The organism is Ruegeria sp. CDSB117, assembly GCF_059611005.1.
This window is the reverse complement of record NZ_JBXWOS010000003.1, coordinates 247,962-267,609: the sequence shown is the minus strand read 5'-3', so window position 1 is coordinate 267,609 and position 19,648 is coordinate 247,962. Positions and strand designations below refer to the sequence as shown.

Annotated in this window: 16 protein-coding genes and 1 riboswitch; of the genes, 11 read left to right on the top strand and 5 right to left on the bottom strand. The window is 58.1% G+C overall.

Annotated features, from left to right (window positions below):
• Window positions 1-2: 2 nt before the first annotated feature.
• Window positions 3-776, bottom strand: a complete 774-nt coding sequence (locus AC2FJC_RS05915; RefSeq protein ID WP_496738786.1) for an extensin-like domain-containing protein — start codon at window positions 774-776, stop codon at window positions 3-5.
• Between the two features lie 50 nt (window positions 777-826).
• Between AC2FJC_RS05915 and AC2FJC_RS05910 the strand changes: the two genes are divergently transcribed.
• Window positions 827-1,069, top strand: coding sequence for a hypothetical protein (locus AC2FJC_RS05910; protein WP_496738785.1), 243 nt, complete (start codon window positions 827-829; stop codon window positions 1,067-1,069).
• Window positions 1,070-1,082: 13 nt separating this feature from the next.
• Here AC2FJC_RS05910 and AC2FJC_RS05905 read toward each other — a convergent pair whose 3' ends face one another.
• On the bottom strand, window positions 1,083-1,700 hold the full coding sequence (locus AC2FJC_RS05905) for an imm11 family protein (protein WP_496722169.1): 618 nt from the start codon (window positions 1,698-1,700) through the stop codon (window positions 1,083-1,085).
• A gap of 105 nt (window positions 1,701-1,805) precedes the next feature.
• The gene (locus tag AC2FJC_RS05900) at window positions 1,806-2,495 is read right to left on the bottom strand and encodes a glutathione S-transferase N-terminal domain-containing protein (RefSeq protein ID WP_496722170.1); all 690 of its coding nucleotides are present in this window, start codon (window positions 2,493-2,495) and stop codon (window positions 1,806-1,808) included.
• 121 nt (window positions 2,496-2,616) lie between these two features.
• A riboswitch (SAM riboswitch) is annotated at window positions 2,617-2,694 on the top strand.
• A 65-nt stretch (window positions 2,695-2,759) separates the two neighbouring features.
• On the opposite strand from AC2FJC_RS05900, the gene metZ reads away from it, so the two are divergent.
• The 5 genes from metZ (at window position 2,760) to AC2FJC_RS05875 (ending at window position 9,302) form a co-directional block, all read left to right on the top strand.
• Complete coding sequence (metZ, locus tag AC2FJC_RS05895; protein WP_496738784.1) at window positions 2,760-3,950, top strand: O-succinylhomoserine sulfhydrylase; 1,191 nt, start codon at window positions 2,760-2,762, stop codon at window positions 3,948-3,950.
• 169 nt (window positions 3,951-4,119) lie between these two features.
• Window positions 4,120-5,223: a GTP cyclohydrolase FolE2 gene (gene folE2, locus AC2FJC_RS05890; protein WP_496738783.1), complete on the top strand. Its 1,104-nt coding sequence runs from the start codon at window positions 4,120-4,122 to the stop codon at window positions 5,221-5,223.
• 279 nt (window positions 5,224-5,502) lie between these two features.
• A complete protein-coding gene (locus AC2FJC_RS05885; RefSeq protein WP_496738782.1) occupies window positions 5,503-6,228 on the top strand; it encodes a hypothetical protein in 726 nt (241 codons plus the stop codon).
• A gap of 51 nt (window positions 6,229-6,279) precedes the next feature.
• Window positions 6,280-7,728 (top strand): TrkH family potassium uptake protein, encoded by a 1,449-nt coding sequence (locus AC2FJC_RS05880; protein ID WP_496738781.1) that lies wholly within the window; start codon window positions 6,280-6,282, stop codon window positions 7,726-7,728.
• Window positions 7,728-9,302 (top strand): thiamine pyrophosphate-binding protein, encoded by a 1,575-nt coding sequence (locus tag AC2FJC_RS05875; protein ID WP_496738780.1) that lies wholly within the window; start codon window positions 7,728-7,730, stop codon window positions 9,300-9,302. The genes AC2FJC_RS05880 and AC2FJC_RS05875 overlap by 1 nt, the downstream gene beginning before the upstream one ends.
• Before the next feature lie 55 nt (window positions 9,303-9,357).
• Here AC2FJC_RS05875 and AC2FJC_RS05870 read toward each other — a convergent pair whose 3' ends face one another.
• On the bottom strand, window positions 9,358-11,091 hold the full coding sequence (locus tag AC2FJC_RS05870; protein ID WP_496738779.1) for a serine protease: 1,734 nt from the start codon (window positions 11,089-11,091) through the stop codon (window positions 9,358-9,360).
• 205 nt (window positions 11,092-11,296) lie between these two features.
• On the opposite strand from AC2FJC_RS05870, the gene AC2FJC_RS05865 reads away from it, so the two are divergent.
• On the top strand, window positions 11,297-12,226 hold the full coding sequence (locus tag AC2FJC_RS05865) for a glycine--tRNA ligase subunit alpha (RefSeq protein WP_496738778.1): 930 nt from the start codon (window positions 11,297-11,299) through the stop codon (window positions 12,224-12,226).
• 8 nt (window positions 12,227-12,234) lie between these two features.
• Here AC2FJC_RS05865 and AC2FJC_RS05860 read toward each other — a convergent pair whose 3' ends face one another.
• The gene (locus tag AC2FJC_RS05860; protein WP_496738777.1) at window positions 12,235-12,867 is read right to left on the bottom strand and encodes a MarC family protein; all 633 of its coding nucleotides are present in this window, start codon (window positions 12,865-12,867) and stop codon (window positions 12,235-12,237) included.
• Window positions 12,868-12,958: 91 nt separating this feature from the next.
• On the opposite strand from AC2FJC_RS05860, the gene AC2FJC_RS05855 reads away from it, so the two are divergent.
• Genes AC2FJC_RS05855 through AC2FJC_RS05840 form a run of 4 tightly spaced genes read left to right on the top strand, consistent with a single transcriptional unit; the run spans window position 12,959 to window position 19,539 of the window.
• The gene (locus tag AC2FJC_RS05855; protein WP_496738776.1) at window positions 12,959-13,483 is read left to right on the top strand and encodes a DUF6446 family protein; all 525 of its coding nucleotides are present in this window, start codon (window positions 12,959-12,961) and stop codon (window positions 13,481-13,483) included.
• 7 nt (window positions 13,484-13,490) lie between these two features.
• Window positions 13,491-14,705 (top strand): sodium/glutamate symporter, encoded by a 1,215-nt coding sequence (gene gltS / locus AC2FJC_RS05850; RefSeq protein WP_496738775.1) that lies wholly within the window; start codon window positions 13,491-13,493, stop codon window positions 14,703-14,705.
• 9 nt (window positions 14,706-14,714) lie between these two features.
• Window positions 14,715-16,934 (top strand): glycine--tRNA ligase subunit beta, encoded by a 2,220-nt coding sequence (glyS, locus tag AC2FJC_RS05845; protein WP_496738774.1) that lies wholly within the window; start codon window positions 14,715-14,717, stop codon window positions 16,932-16,934.
• Between the two features lie 43 nt (window positions 16,935-16,977).
• Window positions 16,978-19,539, top strand: a complete 2,562-nt coding sequence (locus AC2FJC_RS05840; protein ID WP_496738773.1) for a putative PEP-binding protein — start codon at window positions 16,978-16,980, stop codon at window positions 19,537-19,539.
• Window positions 19,540-19,648 lie beyond the last annotated feature (109 nt).

Here is a 19,648-nt window from a genome sequence, read left to right as displayed (position 1 = left end):
CGTCAGCGGCAAACGGGTCCACTACGGCGGCGCGCTGTGTCAAAATGGAAGTGCCCTTTGTGATAGCGGTCGGCGTCAGGACCCAGCACGGTGCCAAACAGACCGCAGGCGCCTGCGTGCAGTTCGTGCATAACATCGCTTGTATCTTCGGCTGCCCATCCGTCGCGCACAGTGATCACGGTGCCATCCAAAAGTATGAAGGATGAGATGTCGATTGCGCGGCCACGGGCATGTTCCGAAATCCGGGCGCGTGGCTGATTGTTCTGCGTCTTGCACGCATAATGACCAGCCAGACGCAATCCTTTCAGGCCGCCGCCCAGATTCGCAAAGGCCGGTTTGGCTGTGTTCTCCAACCATGTTTTGAGTGTGATGGCGGTTCCGCAATCCATCAACGCCAATTGGCTGAGAAGGACGTCAGATACCATGCGAATGCGCACCGGATCAGCAATGCCGCATCCCTGGTACTTCCCTCTAAAGGGTTTTCGCTTTTCGCCGAGAATAGTCCAGTCGCCACACACTGCACCACGTTCGCGCATCCTTTCGCGGCCGACTTCGATCAGACGAAACTTGCAGGGCCGCAGCCGCGGTCTGGGGGAAACAGTCAGCTCTTGCTTAGGGGGAACAGGTGCGGTGCCTTCCTCCAAGAGAACGTCCAGTTCAGTGGACGGTTCATACGCAACAAGCTCATGCGCTTGAGCCTGCGCAGGTTCTTCGCAATCCGGCGTAGCACTCGCCATGCCTGCGCATAATACAAACAGAGGGGCCAATACTCGCATAAAATAACTCGTTCCCTTGTCAGCTCGGACCGATTGTATCATGACCGGCCTTGGTACGTCTGCGCGAAGTGCGGATAGGGCGGGGCTTTGTACAATCCTTTTCCTATACAAAGCCAGAGTATAGCAGAAAAACCTTATCGCTTGAACAAACTGCTCTGCGCTTGCTTGTCCCGGTTGCCCGAGCTCAAATCAACATTCAGCGGGCGCATTCGATGACCGATGTGATCGCGGAAGAGGTCGAGGATATCTCGGGCATGCTGGACATGCTGGTGCGGGGAGAGGGGTCGGGCTGACCCCAGAATAAGACTATCGCTCTTCAGCGCGCCAAAAATGGTAGGCCTTGATCTTTTGGGCTTTGAACTCGGCATGCATTTCGTCGGACATTAACAGTGGCAGATGTAGGTATCTTTTCTCACGCCAAAGATTGTTCCCAGCAGTTTTCTCCTTTCGCAAAACTAAGTCTTTTGAGGATGGAGGGGACAACTCCATTCGCTCAGTCGTTTTGATACCTGAAAATTGCCAAGACATCTCAACACTGGATGCCTCATCGATGACTGTGTCTAGGCGCTTGGTCACGTTCATGAAAAAATATGCTGTATCGGGCTTTGACCCATCTCTGTAAAAGGCTTCGATCGGAAGGATTTGGTGTACACCCGGATCGAATGCTTCCAAAATTTGACGCACGCGATCAGTGATAATCCGAGCGCCACCCGACGCAGAGAATATGTCTGGGAGCTTTGCCGCCTGTTTCTTGAGTAGCACTTTTTTCGGTGCCTCACCAGGTTCTAAGCGCCGTTGACCAGTATGAAAGACGCTCGCAACATCATCCGCAATTTCGCCGGAGTGGTACTTTTCGCTCCAACCGGGCAACTTGAACCCTTTTAGGTAACGACCGGTTGCAGGGTAGTAACAAACATATGCCATTTAAACTTCTCGCCTGAAAATGTGTTTTAAATCAAATATGTGTCGCGCCATTGCAATGCCAGCGATGGCACAGTGTTTTGTTGTGTTTCAAGAGTGAATTGAGCTTCACCGTTTAAAAAGGTTGCTCTGAGCTCGCTTGTCCCGATGATCCCCGCGCAACTCCGCATGTAGCGCGCGTCCGGCCTGAACACCGGGGCGGGCACTTACCGTTTCAAGCCAGCGGGCGAAATGGGGTTTGTCATCCAATACCTGCTGCTGACCTTCCCACAGGCTGGCCCAGCCCCAGACCGACATGTCCGCGATCGAGTAGAAATCGCCCGCGACGTATTCATTTTCGGCCAACCGCCGGTCCAATACTCCGTACAGCCGCCCGACCTCGGTGCGGTAGCGGTCTTTGGCATAGGGCAGGTCCTGCGGCGGCTCGAGGTTTGGCGCGTATTTCAAGAAGTGATGCGCCTGACCGGCCATTGGGCCGACGCCGCCCATTTGCCACATCAGCCATTCCTCGACGGCGATCCGGTCACGCTCGGTGTTGCCGTAAAAGCGACCTGTCTTGCGGGCCAGGTACATCAGGATCGCGCCGCTCTCAAAAACCGAGATCGGCGCGCCATCCGGGCCGTCCGGGTCAACGATGGCAGGCATCCGGTTGTTAGGCGCGATTTTAAGGAACTCGGGGTCGAACTGATCACCCTTGCCGATATTGATCAGGTGAGTGGTGTAGGGAAGGTCCATCTCTTCCAAAGCGATGGACGCCTTCCAGCCATTCGGCGTGGGCCAGAAATATAGATCGATCATGGTGCCTCCTCAGGTTGAAGCGATGATGCGGTATTCTGCGCAATCGGCAAGAGGCGGTTACGAAAGCGTGACACAGGGCAACCGGGCTTGACGGCCAAGAATGCGCGGCGTATTTGCATCGCAGAAGCTACGTGGCGATTTGTTACCGGATTGCGGGCCACGCTAAACAACACCGCTAAAAGGTCAGGATGAAAGGCCCCTTTCGCTTGACCGCGTCTGGGGTTTTTTTGATGCCCTTGCCAGACAAGGGTCGAGAGGAATGAGATGAGCGAGAGCTGGAACAAACGCACCCAAGCCGTCCATGGCGGCATCCGTCGCAGCCAATACAACGAAGTCAGCGAAGCAATTTTTCTGACACAGGGCTTCGTCTATGAGACAGCCGAACAAGCCGAGGCGCGGTTTATCGAATCCGGCCCGGATGAGTTTATTTATGCCCGCTATGGCAACCCGACCGTTTCGATGTTCGAACAGCGCATCGCGGCGCTGGAAGGTGGCGAGGACGCGTTTGCCACCGCGTCCGGCATGGCTGCGGTAAATGCGGCGCTGACGTCGATGTTGCAGGCGGGCGACCATGTGGTTTCGGCCAAGGCATTGTTCGGGTCCTGTCTGTATATCCTCGAAAACATCCTTTCCCGTTATGGTGTGGACGTCACCTTTGTCGACGGCACCGATCTGGACGCCTGGAAAGCGGCGATCCGCCCTGAGACCAAGGCGGTTTTCTTCGAATCCATGTCAAACCCGACGCTTGAGGTCATTGATATCGAGGCGGTTGCCAAACTGGCCCATGCGGTTGGCGCGCTTGTCATCGTGGATAACGTCTTTTCCACGCCCGTCTTCTCGCGCGCAATCGAACAGGGGGCGGATGTTGTGGTCTATTCTGCGACCAAACATATCGACGGGCAGGGGCGTGCTTTGGGCGGTGTCATCATTGGAACCAAGGATTTCATCCGGGGTACGGTTGAGCCCTATCTGAAACACACCGGTGGAGCGCTGAGCCCGTTCAACGCCTGGGTCATGCTGAAAGGTCTGGAAACGATGGCGCTGCGCGTTAACGCTCAGGCCGAGACAGCGCAGACCATTGCAGAAGCGCTTGAGGGGCATCCGGCGCTGGAACGGACGCTTTATCCGGGTCTGAAAACCCATGCGCAAAACGCATTGGTCCAAGCCCAATTGGGTGGCAAAGGCGGAACAGTTCTGTCGCTGGACATCAAGGGCGGCAAGGACGCAGCGTTTGCATTCCTGAACGCGCTGACGATCCCTGTCATTTCGAACAATCTGGGCGATGCCAAATCAATCGCGACACACCCCGCAACGACCACGCACCAGCGTCTGAGCGACGATCAGAGGGACGAATTGGGCATCACGCCCGGCCTGATCCGCTTTTCTGTCGGTTTGGAGGATGCGGGAGACCTGCTTGCAGACATCAAACACGCGCTGGATGTGTCGCAACGTTAACTAACGGCAGCGCTTTACCGACAACCGGGTCGAAACTACGTGAAAATGACGTAAGTCATGCGATTTTCGCCGAATTTCGATCCGGGCTGTGTTTTTCAGCGTATAAAGCTACACTGGAACGCAAGCCGAACACGAATATGGTCCGGCGACCAACCGAGGAACCCGATCGATGAACGTGCACCCCCGCGACATTGAGGATATGCCCGACAATGACGAAGCCGCAGCCGCTCTGAAGACGCTCCGCAAATGGGCCGAGTCAGCAACCGAGGCCGAGATCAGCCAGCTCGACCCGGCAATTGCGCGTCTGGTGCCTGATCTAGCGCCGATAAACTATCCGTCCCTGTCGCGCGAATACCCCGAGGGGTTCGCGGTCGACAGTGCGTATCGCGCGACCTTGCCGGATCTGCAGAATGGCCCGTCCAGTCTGATCCGGGGTGCAAAACAGCAAATCCAGCATGTTGGTATCTCGAATTTCCGCCTGCCGATCCGGTTTCATCGCAAGCGCGGCGATGATCTGACGCTAGAGACCTCGGTGACCGGGACTGTCAGTCTGGATGCCGAAAAGAAGGGCATCAACATGTCCCGGATCATGCGCTCGTTTTACAAACACGCCGAGCGTACGTTCAGCTTTGAGGTCATGGAGGCCGCGCTGAATGATTATATGACTGATCTGGATAGCTTTGACGCCCGTATCCAGATGCGGTTTTCCTATCCCGACCGTGTTCAAAGCCTGCGGTCCGGTTTGGAAGGGTACCAGTATTACGACATCGCACTTGAGCTGGTTGAACAGGGCGGGGTGCGCCAAAAGATCATGCATTTGGACTATGTCTATTCCTCAACATGTCCCTGTTCGCTGGAACTTAGCGAACATGCGCGCGCAACACGTGGACAGCTGGCCACACCGCATTCGCAACGTTCAGTGGCGCGGATTTCTGCTGTGGTCGACTGCGACACAGATTGCCTGTGGTTCGAAGATCTTATTGCCATCTGCCGCCGTGCCGTTCCGAGCGAAACGCAGGTGATGGTCAAACGCGAGGATGAACAGGCATTTGCCGAGCTTAACGCGGCCAATCCGATCTTTGTCGAAGACGCTGCCCGGCTGTTCTGTGCCGAATTGCTGGCCGATCACCATATCGGCGATTTCCGCGTGGTCGCAAGCCATCAGGAAAGCCTGCACAGCCACGATGCGGTGTCGGTTCTGACCGAAGGTCCGACCTTTGTGTCACCCAGCCTGGACCCGCGGTTGTTCACCACCCTGTTCCACGTCGGGTGACGGGGCAGGGTGGATCAATAAAGTATCACTTTTAGACTAAGAGCGGTTTTCTGCCGCAGTGCGGCAATTCGTGCTGCATTCGCACAGTCATTCAAGTAACACTGGTGTGGAATGCAGCCGTGGCAGGCGAATTTCTGTTCGTGCGTCTGCCGCTCTGAAAGGAAGCTGAGACGTGCGACGCTCAGGACTTCGTGACTGCTTGATCCGCCCGAAAAATCGGGACGGGCAGCTCAATTCACTCTTTTGCAGGCTGCATCGCTTTCAGAGGAGAACTAAAGTATGAATCCAATTTCCCAACCGCTGGAATTTCAGGCTGCGGCCATCCGAATGGCCGGCTATGCGGTTAGCAACCAAATGAAAATAATGCAGATTTTGACTCGTTCGGCGATGGAGCTGCCGTTTGTGTCGGTTAGTGCCTTGCACGCGTCGGCTGCTGCTCCGGCCCCGGCTGCACCCTCGGCAAAACCCGCGCCCAAGGCCAAATCGGTTGCCAAGGCAAAACCTGTGGTGGTGGCCAAGCCCAAGCCTGTAGCCCGCAAGAAAGTCGCCGCAAAACCTAAAGTCGAATCACCCAAGCCGACCGCGCCAAAAACGGTGGCTGCAGTAACCAAACCCACCCCGGTGGCAGCCAAATCGGCCGAAGTTGCAGAAAAGCCTGCCGCCAAGCCTGTCGTCGCCAAAGGGCAGCCAGCGGTCAAACCTACTGCGGCAGCCAAACCAAAGCCTGCCGTTTCTAGAAAAACTCCCGCGCCAAAACCGGAAGCGGTTGCCAAGCCGAAACCTGCGGCAGCGAACACCACTGCGCCAAAGACCCCGGCCAAACCAGCCGCACCCAAGCCAGCCGCAGCTCAACCTGCACATGCCAAGCCGGTCGCGGCGCAGCCTGCGCCAGCAAAAGCCGTTGCCGCAAAGCCCGAGATGGCACAGACAGCTCCGGCGCGTCGCCCGCGCGCCCCGTCTAATCCACCCGCGATGCCAACAACGGCACGCAAAACGGACGGGTAAAACCCGACACCGGCTTGACACAGTCGTGCAGGCGCGCCAACGCTGCGCCTCATGACGGATATGCGCCCGGTTGGATATGTGATTGGCCTATTGGTCGCCATTCTTGGGGCGACCATGCTGCTGCCTATGCTTGCGGACTTCATCGAAGGCCGGGGCGAGTGGCACGTTTTTCTGGAAAGCGGCGTCATCACGATTCTGACCGGCGTCGTTCTGGCAATGAGTTGCTCGAACGGAGTAGGCGAAGGTCTGACGATCCGTCAGACTTTTTTGCTGACCACAGGGGTCTGGGTCGCATTGCCATTTTTTGGCGCCATTCCGTTTCTTTTGGGCGAGACCGAACTGCGCTTTGTCGATGCGTATTTCGAGGCGATGTCGGGCCTGACGACGACAGGCTCGACCGTGATTTCCGGCCTCGATAAACTGCCACAGGGGTTGCTGCTGTGGCGTGGCCTGCTGCAATGGCTGGGCGGCATCGGCATTATCGTTGTGGCGATGGTCTTCTTGCCCGAGCTTCGCGTCGGGGGGATGCAAATCTTCCGCTCGGAAGGATTTGAAACCATGGGGAAAATTCTACCGCGTGCGCAAGAGATCGCGGGCCAGATTTCCCTGATCTATGTCTTTCTGACGATTGTTTGCGCGTTGGTCTATGCAGGTCTGGGGATGGGCTTTTTTGATGCCGTGGTGCACGCCCTGACGACGATCTCAACGGGCGGGTTTTCAAATTATGACGCGTCCTTTGGCACGTTTTCCGGCCCAGCAGAATATGCGGCCGCTGTCTTCATGATCCTCGCTGCACTGCCGTTTGTGCGCTACGTCCAATTCGCCAATGGCAATACGAGGTCCATTTTCCGTGACAGCCAGATACGGACCTTTCTGGCGACCATTCTGGTGCTGGTGGTCATTATGGCGGTCTTTCTGACCTCCGTTTTCCCGCATCATTGGGAACAGGCTGTTCGGGAATCCCTGTTCAACATCACCTCGATCATTTCGGGTACCGGGTATGCCAGCGTCGATTACATGGGCTGGGGCAGTTTTCCAATCATGATGTTCTTCCTGATCGGTCTGATTGGCGGCTGCGCGGGTTCAACCGCCTGTTCTATCAAGATTTTCCGATATCAGCTGCTGTTTGCTTCGATCAAGACCCAGATCCGCCGTATCCGCTCACCTCACGGGGTCTTCACGCCGCAATATGATGGCCGTTCGATTGGCCCGGACGTTCTGACCTCAGTCATGAGCTTCTTTATGTTTTTTGTGCTCTCGTTGGGCGTGCTGGCCTGGGCGCTGGCACTGACGGGATTGGATTTCATAACTGCCGTCTCCGGTGCAGCCACAGCGCTGGCCAATGTAGGGCCGGGGCTGGGGGATCAAATCGGACCGGCCGGCAACTTTGCAGGGCTCAGCGACACCGCGAAATGGCTGCTGTCAATCGGTATGCTGGTAGGGCGGCTTGAGCTTTTGGCCGTTTATGCACTCTTCACTGTCCAGTTCTGGAGGAATTGATGAAAAGACCCCTTGGTGCGCAGATTTCGCATATGCTGCGGGATCGCGGAGTGGATGTGATCTTTGGTATTCCCGGCGTGCATAATCAGGAAATGTATCGCGGGATCGAAGAGGCCGGAATCACCCATGTGCTGGCCCGGCACGAGCAGGGGGCAGGGTTCATGGCCGACGGCTATGCCCGTGCGACCGGCAAGCCGGGTGTTGCATATGTCATCACGGGACCGGGGTTGTGCAATATCATGACACCGATGGGGCAGGCCTATACGGATTCTGTCCCGATGCTGGTGATGTCCTCGTGCCTTGATGAAACGCAAGGCGTGCACGGGCAGTTGCACCAGATGAAAGACCAACGCGCTGCGGCTGAAACCGTGACTGACTGGTCGCATCAGGCGAATACCGCTCAGGCCGCTTATGGTCTGGTCGAGCGGGCGTTTGAAGAGTTTGAACTCAGCCGTCCACGTCCAAAACACATCCAAGTGCCGATTGCACAGCTTGAGGCCGATGCTGATCCCGCACCGTTTCCCAACCAACCTGGTTTGCGCTCAAAAGTTCTGCCGCCGGACTTGGCTCCGGTAATGTCCATGCTGAACATCGCACGGCGCCCGTTGTTTATTCTGGGTGGTGGTGCGCGGTCGAATCTGTGGCGGCAAATCCTGACGCAGTTGGGTGCGGCCTGTTTCACCACGTATGCCGGGCGCGGAATGGCGGGGTTGGGCTATGCCTTGGACTATGGAGCCATGTTGCCACGACCGGGCAGCGCCGATGTTATCGCTTCCGCCGACCTTGTGGTCGTCGTGGGCGCGGAATTGGGCGAGGTCGACCTGTGGCGAAACACATTGGGCCACACGGGCAATCTGGTGCGTATAGATGTGGACCCGAAGGTTCTGTCCGATCAGCATCGCGCCGCAGTGAAATTACAGGCTGACGGGGAAAGCTTTGCCCATGCATTTTGGGCGGCTATCGACCATGTTAAACCTTCGACGGGCTGGACAGCGGAGGAAGTCGCTGACACGCGCCGCCGTTGGCGGGCCGAAGTGGATGCGGAACGACCGGGTATCGTCCCGGTGCTGGATGCCCTTCGCGCGGCGATGCCCGGCGACACCATGATCTATTCTGACATGACCCAGTTCGCTTATGTCGCCAAAGAGGTTTGGGATATGGGCTATCCCTATCACTGGCACCATCCGACCGGGTTCGGCACGCTTGGCTATGCGCTGCCGGCCGGAATTGGCGGGGCTGTGGCGCGCCGAGGTAAGCCTACAGCGGTGATCGCCGGGGACTACGGTTTTCACTATACGATGCAAGAGCTTGGTGCAGCAGTCGAATTGGGCCTGTCTCTGCCGATTATTCTTTGGGACAATGGAAAGCTCAAAGAGATTGAGGACAGCATGGTCCGAGGTCAGATCGCCCCGAATGCGGTTGTCGCGCGGAACCCGGATTTCTGCAAACTCGCCGAGGCCTTTGGCGTGTTGTCCTCTGCGCCCTCCAGTTTGACCGAGATGCAAGAGGCGGTCCGAGCCGCCTTTACGGCCCCGGTCCCGACACTGATCCGTGTCACGCCGGATATCCTTTAGCCAACAAAAAAGCGCCGCTCGGACGAGCGGCGCTTTGTGCGATTTGGCGCAGAGATCAATCCCAGCAATGAACCAACACGGTCATTCCGGTCGCCCGGCGGCTGAGTTCATTGGGCGAGATTTGTGCCGTCGGCTGACCCGATTGACCGGATACACCCGCCTTGGCCAGAACCTCACTCAGGCTGTTGGCCGTTGCAGCGAGGCTGACGGACGCGGGCAGGATGCGTCCTTCGGTCGGGGTCGGCAGCAGCATGCCAACAACCTGGCCATTGCCGTCAAACACTGGCCCGCCCGCATCGCCGGGCTGGGCTGCCAACGCCAGGCGCTTCACGCCGTCTTCTCCGTTCAGGCCGCGCACATCAGCGATTTGGCCAAAGGTAAGCGTCGGTGCGCCCAAAGCGCCCTCATACGAGAATCCCGACACCGCGATCTCAGATTGAATGCGCGGTGCATCGGAACTGAACTCTGCCACGTTGACCGGAACCAGATTGCGGTTGGGGCGCAGAACCGCCACACCCAGATCAGCATCAGACGAGGCGAGCTGAAGCTCTTGATCGTCATCCAACGTAATGCGTGTGCAGCTGTCAGCGGCCTCAAAAACGGTCAGAACCGTGCCGCTTGCATCAGCGAAGAAACCGGAACGGGACAGACGCGGTGTGCGCACCTGCAGCCCGGACACCAGATCAATCCGCTGCTCGGCATTGGCACCTGCTGCTGCGTCCAGTACCGCGCCAGTTGCAGTAAAGCCGGTCTTCATTGCGGCCAGCACTCTGGCGCGGCGGGCATCGTCATCCTCTGGCCAAACCAGTGTAAAGCCTTTGATCTGGCCATCGTCCAGTCGTGCTTCGCTATAGGTCACGATCCCATTACCACGCCCTTCCAGCGTAAAGCTGTCGCCGCGCAGTTGTCGTGGGCCGTCGAGAGGAACGATTTCCAGCGATTGCAGCACTTCATAAAGGGCGCGTAGCGTAGCTTTGTCGCCCTTCTGACTGATCAACAGGGCCTTGGCGTTCAGATCGGTTGTGCTTTTGAAGTGAACAAACGGGGCCTCATAACGGTCGAATGCGATGACACCCATCGGCAGATCCACATCGATACCGGCCTGCGGGTCGGAATAACGCTCCATTCCAACGCTCAGAAGGGGGGCGTTAAAGTCGTCAATCAACGCCTTGCGCTGTGCGGTCGTCAGAACGCCGGTAGCCTCAAAGCCATTGAACCGCTGCCAGTCGCCCATGGAGCGGCGCGTGCCTTGGCCAAATGCGCCATCGATCGTTGAATTGTAAAAACCCGCGGCCTGCAAAGCGGTTTGCAAATTCATGCGTTCCTGAGTGCTTAGAAGACGTTCGCTTTGCAGCGCTTGTGAGCGTGTCTCGTCCGAGGCCTGCGGGGTTACGCCAACAGCAGGCTGTTCAGGCTGGGATTCAACTGGTGGCGTCACGACGCCCCGGTCCAGAATGTTCTCTCCAACCGGCCAGAATTGCTGTCCCAATGCGCTGGAAAAAGCGATGTAGCTGTCCGCAGGGATTTGCCCCTCGGCGCGGTAAACGCTTAGAACCTGTTCCGCATCGTTGCGTAAATAAGGCCCGATAACAATGGCATACCAACCAGAGTTCAAGCGAAACCCGTTTACGTCCGGTAGGGTGCTGGCATAGGCCCGCGCACGTTCCTGCGCTTCGCGCAGCGAGGGCTGCGCTTCGACCTGCACCCAGACGCCTGCGTCCTGCTGTGCAAAAACAGCGCGCGCGCCGATGAGAAAAAGAAACAAAATTGCCGTGAATATGCGAGTCATTGTCTGCCCGTGTCCGCAGTGTTTTATCTTTGCCGGACCCTACGCGAACTCACGTACCGAAAGCCATGCCCGGAATACGGGGAATTTACAGTGTGGCTGCGCAGTGACAGCATAGGCTTTGCCGCCCGTTGACGCCCAACGGCCCCTTGCATAGGAAGGGCAAAACCCAACGGAACCGGGCGCAGTGGCGTCCAAAGGGAATGTCATGACCGACCAGTCCAGCGCACCACGTTCTTTTCAAGAGATTATCTTGCGGCTTCAGACCTATTGGGCCTCGAAAGGCTGCGCTATTCTGCAGCCCTATGACATGGAGGTTGGTGCAGGCACGTTCCACCCGGCGACCACCTTGCGCGCGTTGGGGTCGAAAACCTGGGCCGCAGCTTATGTGCAGCCTTCGCGCCGTCCGACGGACGGACGCTACGGCGAGAACCCCAACCGGTTGCAGCATTATTATCAGTATCAAGTGCTGATCAAACCCAGTCCGCCGGATTTGCAGGAACTGTATTTGGGCTCGCTTGAGGCGATTGGCATCGACATGAACCTGCATGACATCCGGTTTGTCGAAGACGACTGGGAAAGCCCCACTCTGGGTGCCTGGGGTTTGGGTTGGGAAGTCTGGTGCGACGGCATGGAAGTCAGCCAGTTCACGTATTTCCAGCAGGTCGGTGGCCATGATTGCGCACCGGTCTCGGGCGAGCTGACCTATGGTCTGGAGCGTCTGGCGATGTATGTACTTGGTATCGATCACGTGATGGACATGCCATTCAATGATCCGCAGTCACCAAGCCCGCTTTCCTATGGCGACATCTTCAAACAGACCGAAGAAGAATACGCCCGCTGGAACTTTGACGTGGCCAACACCGAAGTGTTGTTGCGCCACTTCGAAGAAGCCGAGGCCGAATGTGCGGCCATTCTGGCACAAGAGCATGACGACCCAAAAACCGGCAAGCGCATCATCATGGCGCACCCGGCCTATGATCAGTGCATCAAGGCCAGTCACGTGTTCAACCTGCTGGACGCGCGCGGCGTGATCTCGGTAACCGAACGTCAGGCCTATATCGGCCGCGTGCGGGCTTTGGCGAAGCAATGCGCGGACGCATTTCTGCTGACCGAGGCCGCCGGGTTCGAGGCTTGATGCGCCGCTCAGGCCAGTCCGGGCAGCAAGACCTTAAGGCCAGCCGCGATCATGCTGATTGCGATGGCAGACAGGATCATGCCCATGAACCTGCTCATGATAACACGGGCATTGTCAGACAGACGTTTGGCAATGGCTGCGGCGTTCCAGAATGTCACGAACAGCAACAACAGAACGGCCAGAAAAACGCCAGCGTAAACAATGGCATCTACCGGCTTGTGGATGTGGTTCGCATACAGGATCAACGTGGTAATTGTGCCCGGTCCGACAAGGATCGGAAAGGCCAGCGGATAAAAGGCAACCGTGTCAGGTTCGGGGTAGGCTTGCCGTTCCCCCTCGGTTCCGTGATGCGACGTGCTGGGCTTTCCGTTCAGCATGTTCAGGCCGATCATCAGAACAACCAGACCGCCCGCGACGCGCAAGTCATCGACGCTGATGCCGAACAGGCTGAGCGTTTGACTTCCCACAGCCGCAAACGATGCGCCGAGGATCAGGCAATAGAGCGCCGTCTTTGTAGCCACTTTGCGCTGATCGGTCGGGGCAAGGCCATCCGTGACGCTAAGGAACACTGGCAGGTTCGTGATTGGATTCATGATCGCAAAAAGCGCTCCGAAGAATCCTACGGCAAGGGTGCTGTCCATTTAAAACGTCTCTTTGCGGCCTGTAATCTATTGGAACTTGTCCTATTTTCACCGTTCGTGAAAGAGGCATCGTGAGCAGAAGGAAAAGACGATGACAGGAAAAGTGCTTGCGATCATAGTGCTGATCTCGGCGGCAGTAGCCGGTGTCGGGATGTATTACCTGCAGATCTACGGATTTTACTATGACGTGGAATCCAAGCCCGGACAGGACGTCATGTTGATGATTGGCGGGGCCGAGGCGCCGACGCCTATTTCCTACAGTGCGTTTCAGGCGATTGACGCAGACAGCTCACCCATCCGCTACCGTGCCTGTTTCGAAACGGACCTGACGCTTGCGCAGATTGAGGAAACCCATGTCGAGGTCGAGAATGCAGAGCCGCTGACCGCGCCCGGATGGTTCGATTGCTTTGACGCCGTGGCGGTAGCGGATGCCCTGAAAACAGGCGAGGCCAAGGCCTTTCTGGGCGCAAAAAACATCCACTTTGGCGTTGACCGAATTGTTGCGGTTACAAAGGGTGGCAAAGGCTTTGTCTGGCACGCGCTGAACAATTGCGGCGAAAAGGCCTATGACGGCACCGTGATCGGCGAAGAATGCCCGGACCGGCCACAGAACTGAGGATGTGATGACCGCCGAGACCCTGCAGATACCTGATTTCCTGACCGCTACGTTGGGCTTTGCGGTTTATCTTTTGGGGGTCGAGATCAACGCGCGCGTCGCCGGATTACGGCAGTTTAACATTCCCGAACCTGTCACGGGTGGCTTGCTGGCCTCACTGGTTGTGCTGTTATTGTATCTGGCCTTCGATCTTGAGCTGTCCTTTGATCTCGCCACACGGGATTTTCTGTTGGTGGTGTTCTTTGCAGGCATCGGATTGAATGCGCGGCTCTCTGACCTAATATCAGGCGGCAAGCCTCTGTTTTTACTACTGATCTTGACCTTGGCGACGATTGTTGCACAAAACGGGATCGGGGCAATTGGGGCGTCTATGTTCGGCTATCCGGCGCAGGCCGGTGTTCTGTTCGGTTCGGCATCTCTGATCGGCGGCCACGGAACCGCAATCGCCTGGGCACCCGAGGTGGCCGAAGCCACCGGTCTGGACGGCGCGACCGAGTTGGGGGTTGCCGTTGCTACTCTCGGGCTGGTTCTGGCCGCTTTGATTGGCGGACCGATCGCAAGGCTTTTGGTTGAGGGGCGCAACCTCAGCCCCGCGCGCCCGGATGAGGACCACACCGTTGGCCTGCCGATGGATCCCGACGAAACGGCGGTAAAGATCGACCACGTCACAATCATGCGGGTCTTGTTGTTTCTCAATCTGGCGATTATCGCGGGGTATTTCTTGGGAGAGGTGATCAGCGCCGCTGGTCTGAAGCTGCCCCTGTTTGTGCCCTGTCTGATCATGGGCATCGTTATCGCAAATCTGCGTGCAACTTTTTTCCCCAACCGTCCACCGATTGAACGTACACCCTCACTGGCGCTGATCTCGGAATTCTCGCTGGGTGCGTTTTTGGCGATGTCATTGATGAGCCTGCAATTGTGGACTATCGCGGAACTGGGTCTGGCAATCGTGGTCATTATGTCCGCCCAGACACTGTTTGCCATCGCCTTCGTGATCTGGGTTCTATTTCCCGTCATGGGCTCAAACTATCGCGCCGCCGTTCTGGCCGCCGGTTTCGGAGGCTTCGCCCTAGGCGCCACCCCGACCGCAATTGCAAATATGACCGCCGTTACCAAGCGATATGGCCCTTCGCCTATTGCCTTTATCGTGCTGCCCCTTGTATCCGCATTCTTTGTGGATATCGCTAATGCCATCGTCATTCAGACGATCGTTAATTTCTAAGGACCGAATATGCCCGACCTGCTGATCGAATTATTTTCCGAGGAAATCCCCGCGCGCATGCAGACTCGTGCCGGTGAAGACCTGAAAAAGCGGATCACCGATGGTTTGGTTGAGGCCGGTTTGACCTACGCATCTGCTGCTACGCTGACAACGCCGCGCCGCCTAACGCTGGTGGTCGAAGGGTTGCTTTCGGAAAGCCCCATGATCCGCGAGGAACGCAAAGGTCCGAAAGTCGGCGCGCCGGACAAAGCCATCGAAGGATTTCTTCGGGGCGCAGGTCTGACACGCGATCAGCTGGAAGAGCGTGAGACCCCCAAAGGCGCGGTCTATTTCGCCACCATCGAAAAACCGGGCCGTCCCGCTGCCGAGATCATCGCCGAGGTACTCGAGGCGACGATCCGCAACTTCCCCTGGCCGAAATCCATGCGATGGGGCAATGGCGGTCTGCGCTGGGTGCGTCCGCTGCACTCGATCCTGTGCATTCTGACCGACGAGACCGGCGCGCAGGTTGTGCCAATGGAGGTCGACGGCATCCAGTCCGGCGACACCACCGAAGGTCACCGTTTCATGGCGCCGGGTCGCTTTGCGGTCTCGTCCTTCGAGGATTACGCCGCCAAGCTGAAGCGCGCGTTTGTGGTGCTGTCGCCTGCGGAGCGCGCAGAGCACATCTGGAACGACGCCCAGAACCTTGCCTTTGCGGCGGGGCTTGAGGTCGTTGACGACAAGGGCCTGCTGGCAGAGGTCGCAGGTCTGGTCGAATGGCCAGTTGTCCTGATGGGGCAGATCGATGATGAGTTTCTGGAACTGCCTCCCGAGGTTCTGCAGACCTCGATGAAAGAGCATCAGAAGTTCTTTTCCGTGAAGAACCCCAAAACGGGCCGGATTGAGCGGTTCATCACTGTTGCGAACCGTGAAACCACCGACAACGGCGCGACCATTTTGGCAGGGAACCAAAAGGTGCTGTCGGCCCGTTTGGCCGATGCCAAGTTCTTCTGGGAGAATGACCTCCGCGTTGCCAAATCGGACATCGCCCAATGGACCCGCGCGCTGGAGAATGTGACCTTCCACAACAAGCTGGGAACTCAAGCCGAGCGGATCGACCGCATCGCGGCGCTTGCCCGCGAATTGGCCCCGGTGACGGGCGCGGATGCCGATCAGGCCGAGAAAGCCGCTCGTTTGGCCAAGGCCGATTTAAGCTCCGAGATGGTTTATGAATTCCCGGAACTTCAGGGGCTTATGGGTCGTTATTACGTCGAAGCCGCCGGCGAGGACGCCGCCGTGGCCGCCGTGGCGCAGGAACATTACTCGCCGTTGGGGCCGTCGGATGATGTGCCCACCGCGCCGTTGTCAGTAACTGTGGCGCTGGCCGACAAGTTGGACACGCTGACCGGGTTCTGGGCGATTGAGGAAAAGCCCACGGGATCGAAAGACCCGTTTGCCCTACGCCGCGCGGCGTTGGGCGTGGCGCGATTGATACTCGAAAACGATTTGCGTCTAAGATTGGATCGGTTCTTTGATAGCCAGTTGGTTCGGGCAGAGGGTGCCATCAATGACGCGTTGCCGAAATCAGATGTCGAGGACCTCCTGGAAGAAATCGCGGATCACGGCGTCTTCGGTGCAGCCTTCAAAGCGGTCAAAGACAATCTCGGCGACCAGCCGACCGCTGAATTTCTGGGGTTGGAGAAGAAAGTCCCGGACGCGTCTGACGATCTCCTCTCCTTCTTCCACGACCGACTCAAAACCTTCCTCCGCGACGAGGGCATTCGCCACGACATCATCGACGCCTGCATCGCGATGGACGGCAATGATGACCTCAACCTGCTGGTCAAGCGCGCCCGCGCGCTGAATGCCGTGATCGCGACCGAGGATGGCGAAAACCTCGTGCAGGGGTTCAAGCGCGCCAACAATATTCTGACCCAGGCCGAGGAAAAGGACGGGGTCGAGTATTCCTATGGCGCTGATATCAAATTTGCGGAGACTGACAGTGAAAAGGCTCTGTTCGGCGCGTTAGAAGCTGCACAGGCCAAGATCGACCCGGCGCTGAAAGCCGAGGATTTCCCAAGTGCGATGTCGGCCATGGCCGACCTGCGCGGCCCGGTGGATGCGTTCTTTGAGGATGTTCAGGTCAATACCGACAACGACATCCTGCGCCGTAACCGTCTGAACCTGCTAAGCCAGATCCGTCAGGTCTGTTCCAGTGTTGCCGATCTGAGCCGCATCGACGGCTGATCCAGAACGCCCTTGCGCCATTGGTGCAGGGGCTTATGCTGCGGTGAAACCAAAAGGTGCCGCAGTGCAGAATAATCCGCATACTACGCTTATCACGTCCGAAGCGCCCGTTGCCGCCAACACGCATGGCGGGCGCGCGAAATGTTTGCAACGTCTGGTTCGTCTGGAACTGCCGGTTCCACGAACGGTCGCGTTGTCGTTTGATGCGGTGCATCAGATATCAGACGGACAGGTGCCGGATTTAGCTGCTGTTCTTGAGCAGTTTGATCAGACTGCGCTGCTGTGTGTCCGGCCCAGTTCCGAAGATCCCGATTGGGGCGGCCCGGGTGCCATCCTGAACATCGGCATGAATGACGCGCGCTATGTCGACCTGTCGGATTCGATGGGGGTCGAGGCCGCCGCAGCGCTGTATCTGCGCTTTGTCCAAAGCTATGCCGTTCATGTTGCGCGGCTGGACCCCGATGTGTTTGACGAGATCGATGCAGATGGCCGTGAGGGTCTGCAGGAATCTCTGCGGGCTTACGAAGACGAGACGGACGAAGCCTTTCCACAGGATCGCGGAGAGCAGCTGATTGCAGTGCTGCGTTCGATGGCCCGGGCATGGGAGGGCACCTCGGCTCGATTGTTGCGTCAGGCCAAGGGCGCTCCGGCAGATGCAGGCTTGGGGCTTGTGATCCAGGAGATGATCCCCGGCGTCGGGCAGGGCGAGTGCGGATCGGGTGTGCTGCAACTGATTGATCCGACCACTGGATTGCCTCAGATCACCGGTCGGTATCTGAGCCAAAGTCAGGGACGGGATGCGCTAGGGGAAGGCGTCGCGGCGCTGTACCTCGAAAAGGACCCGCGCGGAGTGTCTTTGGAAGATGTCGCGCCCGAGGCTTTTGCGGACCTCAAGACGCATGCAGCGCTGATGCGGGTCAAGCTGCGCGAGGAAATGCAGGTCGAGTTCGTGATCGAAAACGGCCACGTTCACATTTTGGACGGTGTACGGGTGCAACGCAGTGCCCGGGCCGCGATGCGCATCGCCGTGCGGCTTGCGGAAGACGGGATCATCCCGCCGCAAGAGGCGGTGATGCGGGTGGATCCGCATTCCCTGAACGAGCTGTTGCACCGACAGGTTCACCCTGATGCGGAACGGGACATCCTGACCACCGGAATTGCCGCCAGTCCGGGTGCTGCGACCGGCAAGATCGTGTTCACCTCGGCCGAGGCGCAGGCAAGCGCCGCGCGGGGAGAGCCGTGCATTTTGGTGCGCCGTGAAACCTCCCCGGAAGATGTGCGCGGTATGCATGCCGCCGTGGCGGTCCTGACGGAAAAGGGCGGCATGACCAGCCACGCGGCCGTGATTGGCCGGGGTTTGGGCCTGCCGTGCATCGTCGGCGCGTCCGAGATGCGGTTTCAGACAAAGAAAAAACAGCTGATGGCTCCCGACGGGCGGGTATTCAATACAGGCGACACATTGACCATCGACGGTAGCTCGGGTCAGGTGTTGGCTGGGCAACCGACCATGCTGGAGGCTGCGCTGGATGACTGTTTCCAGACCCTGATGGGCTGGGCGGACGCAGAGCGGGATATTGCCATCCGCGCCAATGCGGACACACCTGCAGACGCGCAAACCGCGCGGAACTTCATGGCACAAGGGATCGGGTTGTGCCGGACCGAGCACATGTTCTTTGACCCCGGCCGCCTGATCGTGATGCGCGAAATGATCTTTGCGCAGACCTCATCCGGTCGCGAAGCGGTCTTGGAACGCTTGCTGCCGATGCAACGCGATGATTTCGCGCAGCTATTCCGGATCATGGAAGGCCAGCCTGTCTGTATCCGCCTGTTCGATCCACCGTTGCACGAGTTTCTTCCGACCACGCGCACCGGCCAACGCGAACTTGCCGAAGCGCTGGACCTGCCGGTCTCAGATGTCGAACGCAGGGTCGACGCCATGACCGAATACAACCCGATGCTGGGCCTGCGCGGAGTTCGTCTGGGCGTGACAGTTCCGGAAATCTACGACATGCAGGCGCGTGCGATTTTCGAGGCGACGCTTGAGGCCAGCAAAGACGGCGCACCGGTGGTGCCCGAGGTGATGATCCCGCTGGTATCCGCCAAGCGCGAGGTCGAACTGGTCAAGGCGCGCATCGATTCCGTGGCAGCGGCCGTCGCCGGCGAACGGGGGCAGGAATTTGAGTACCGGTTGGGCGTGATGGTCGAAACCCCTCGGGCCTGTTTGCGGGCAGCCGAGATCGCGCCGCAAACCGCGTTTTTAAGTTTCGGAACCAACGACCTGACGCAGATGACCTATGGCCTGTCCCGCGATGACGCAGGCCGGTTCATGTCGGCTTATGTCCGGCAGGGTGTCTTTGTCGAAGATCCGTTTCATGTGTTGGACGCGGACGGAGTTGGCGAATTGCTTAAACTGGGGGCTGAACGCGGCAGGCAAGCACAACCAGAAGTCACATTGTCAGTTTGCGGCGAACATGGCGGGAACCCCGAATCAATCGCCATTTGCCGGGAATTGGGCTTTGACTATGTGTCCTGTTCACCCTTCCGGGTGCCCGTCGCTCGGCTGGCTGCCGCTCAACTGGCGATTTCGTCCAGACTTGGGGGTTGACAGAAGGGCGGCACTCTAGAATTAGTAGGTAACAGAAAGCGCCGTCGTCAAATATTGTTGACGAAACGGCGATTTTCCACTTGCTTTTCCGTCAGAACTGGACGTCGCC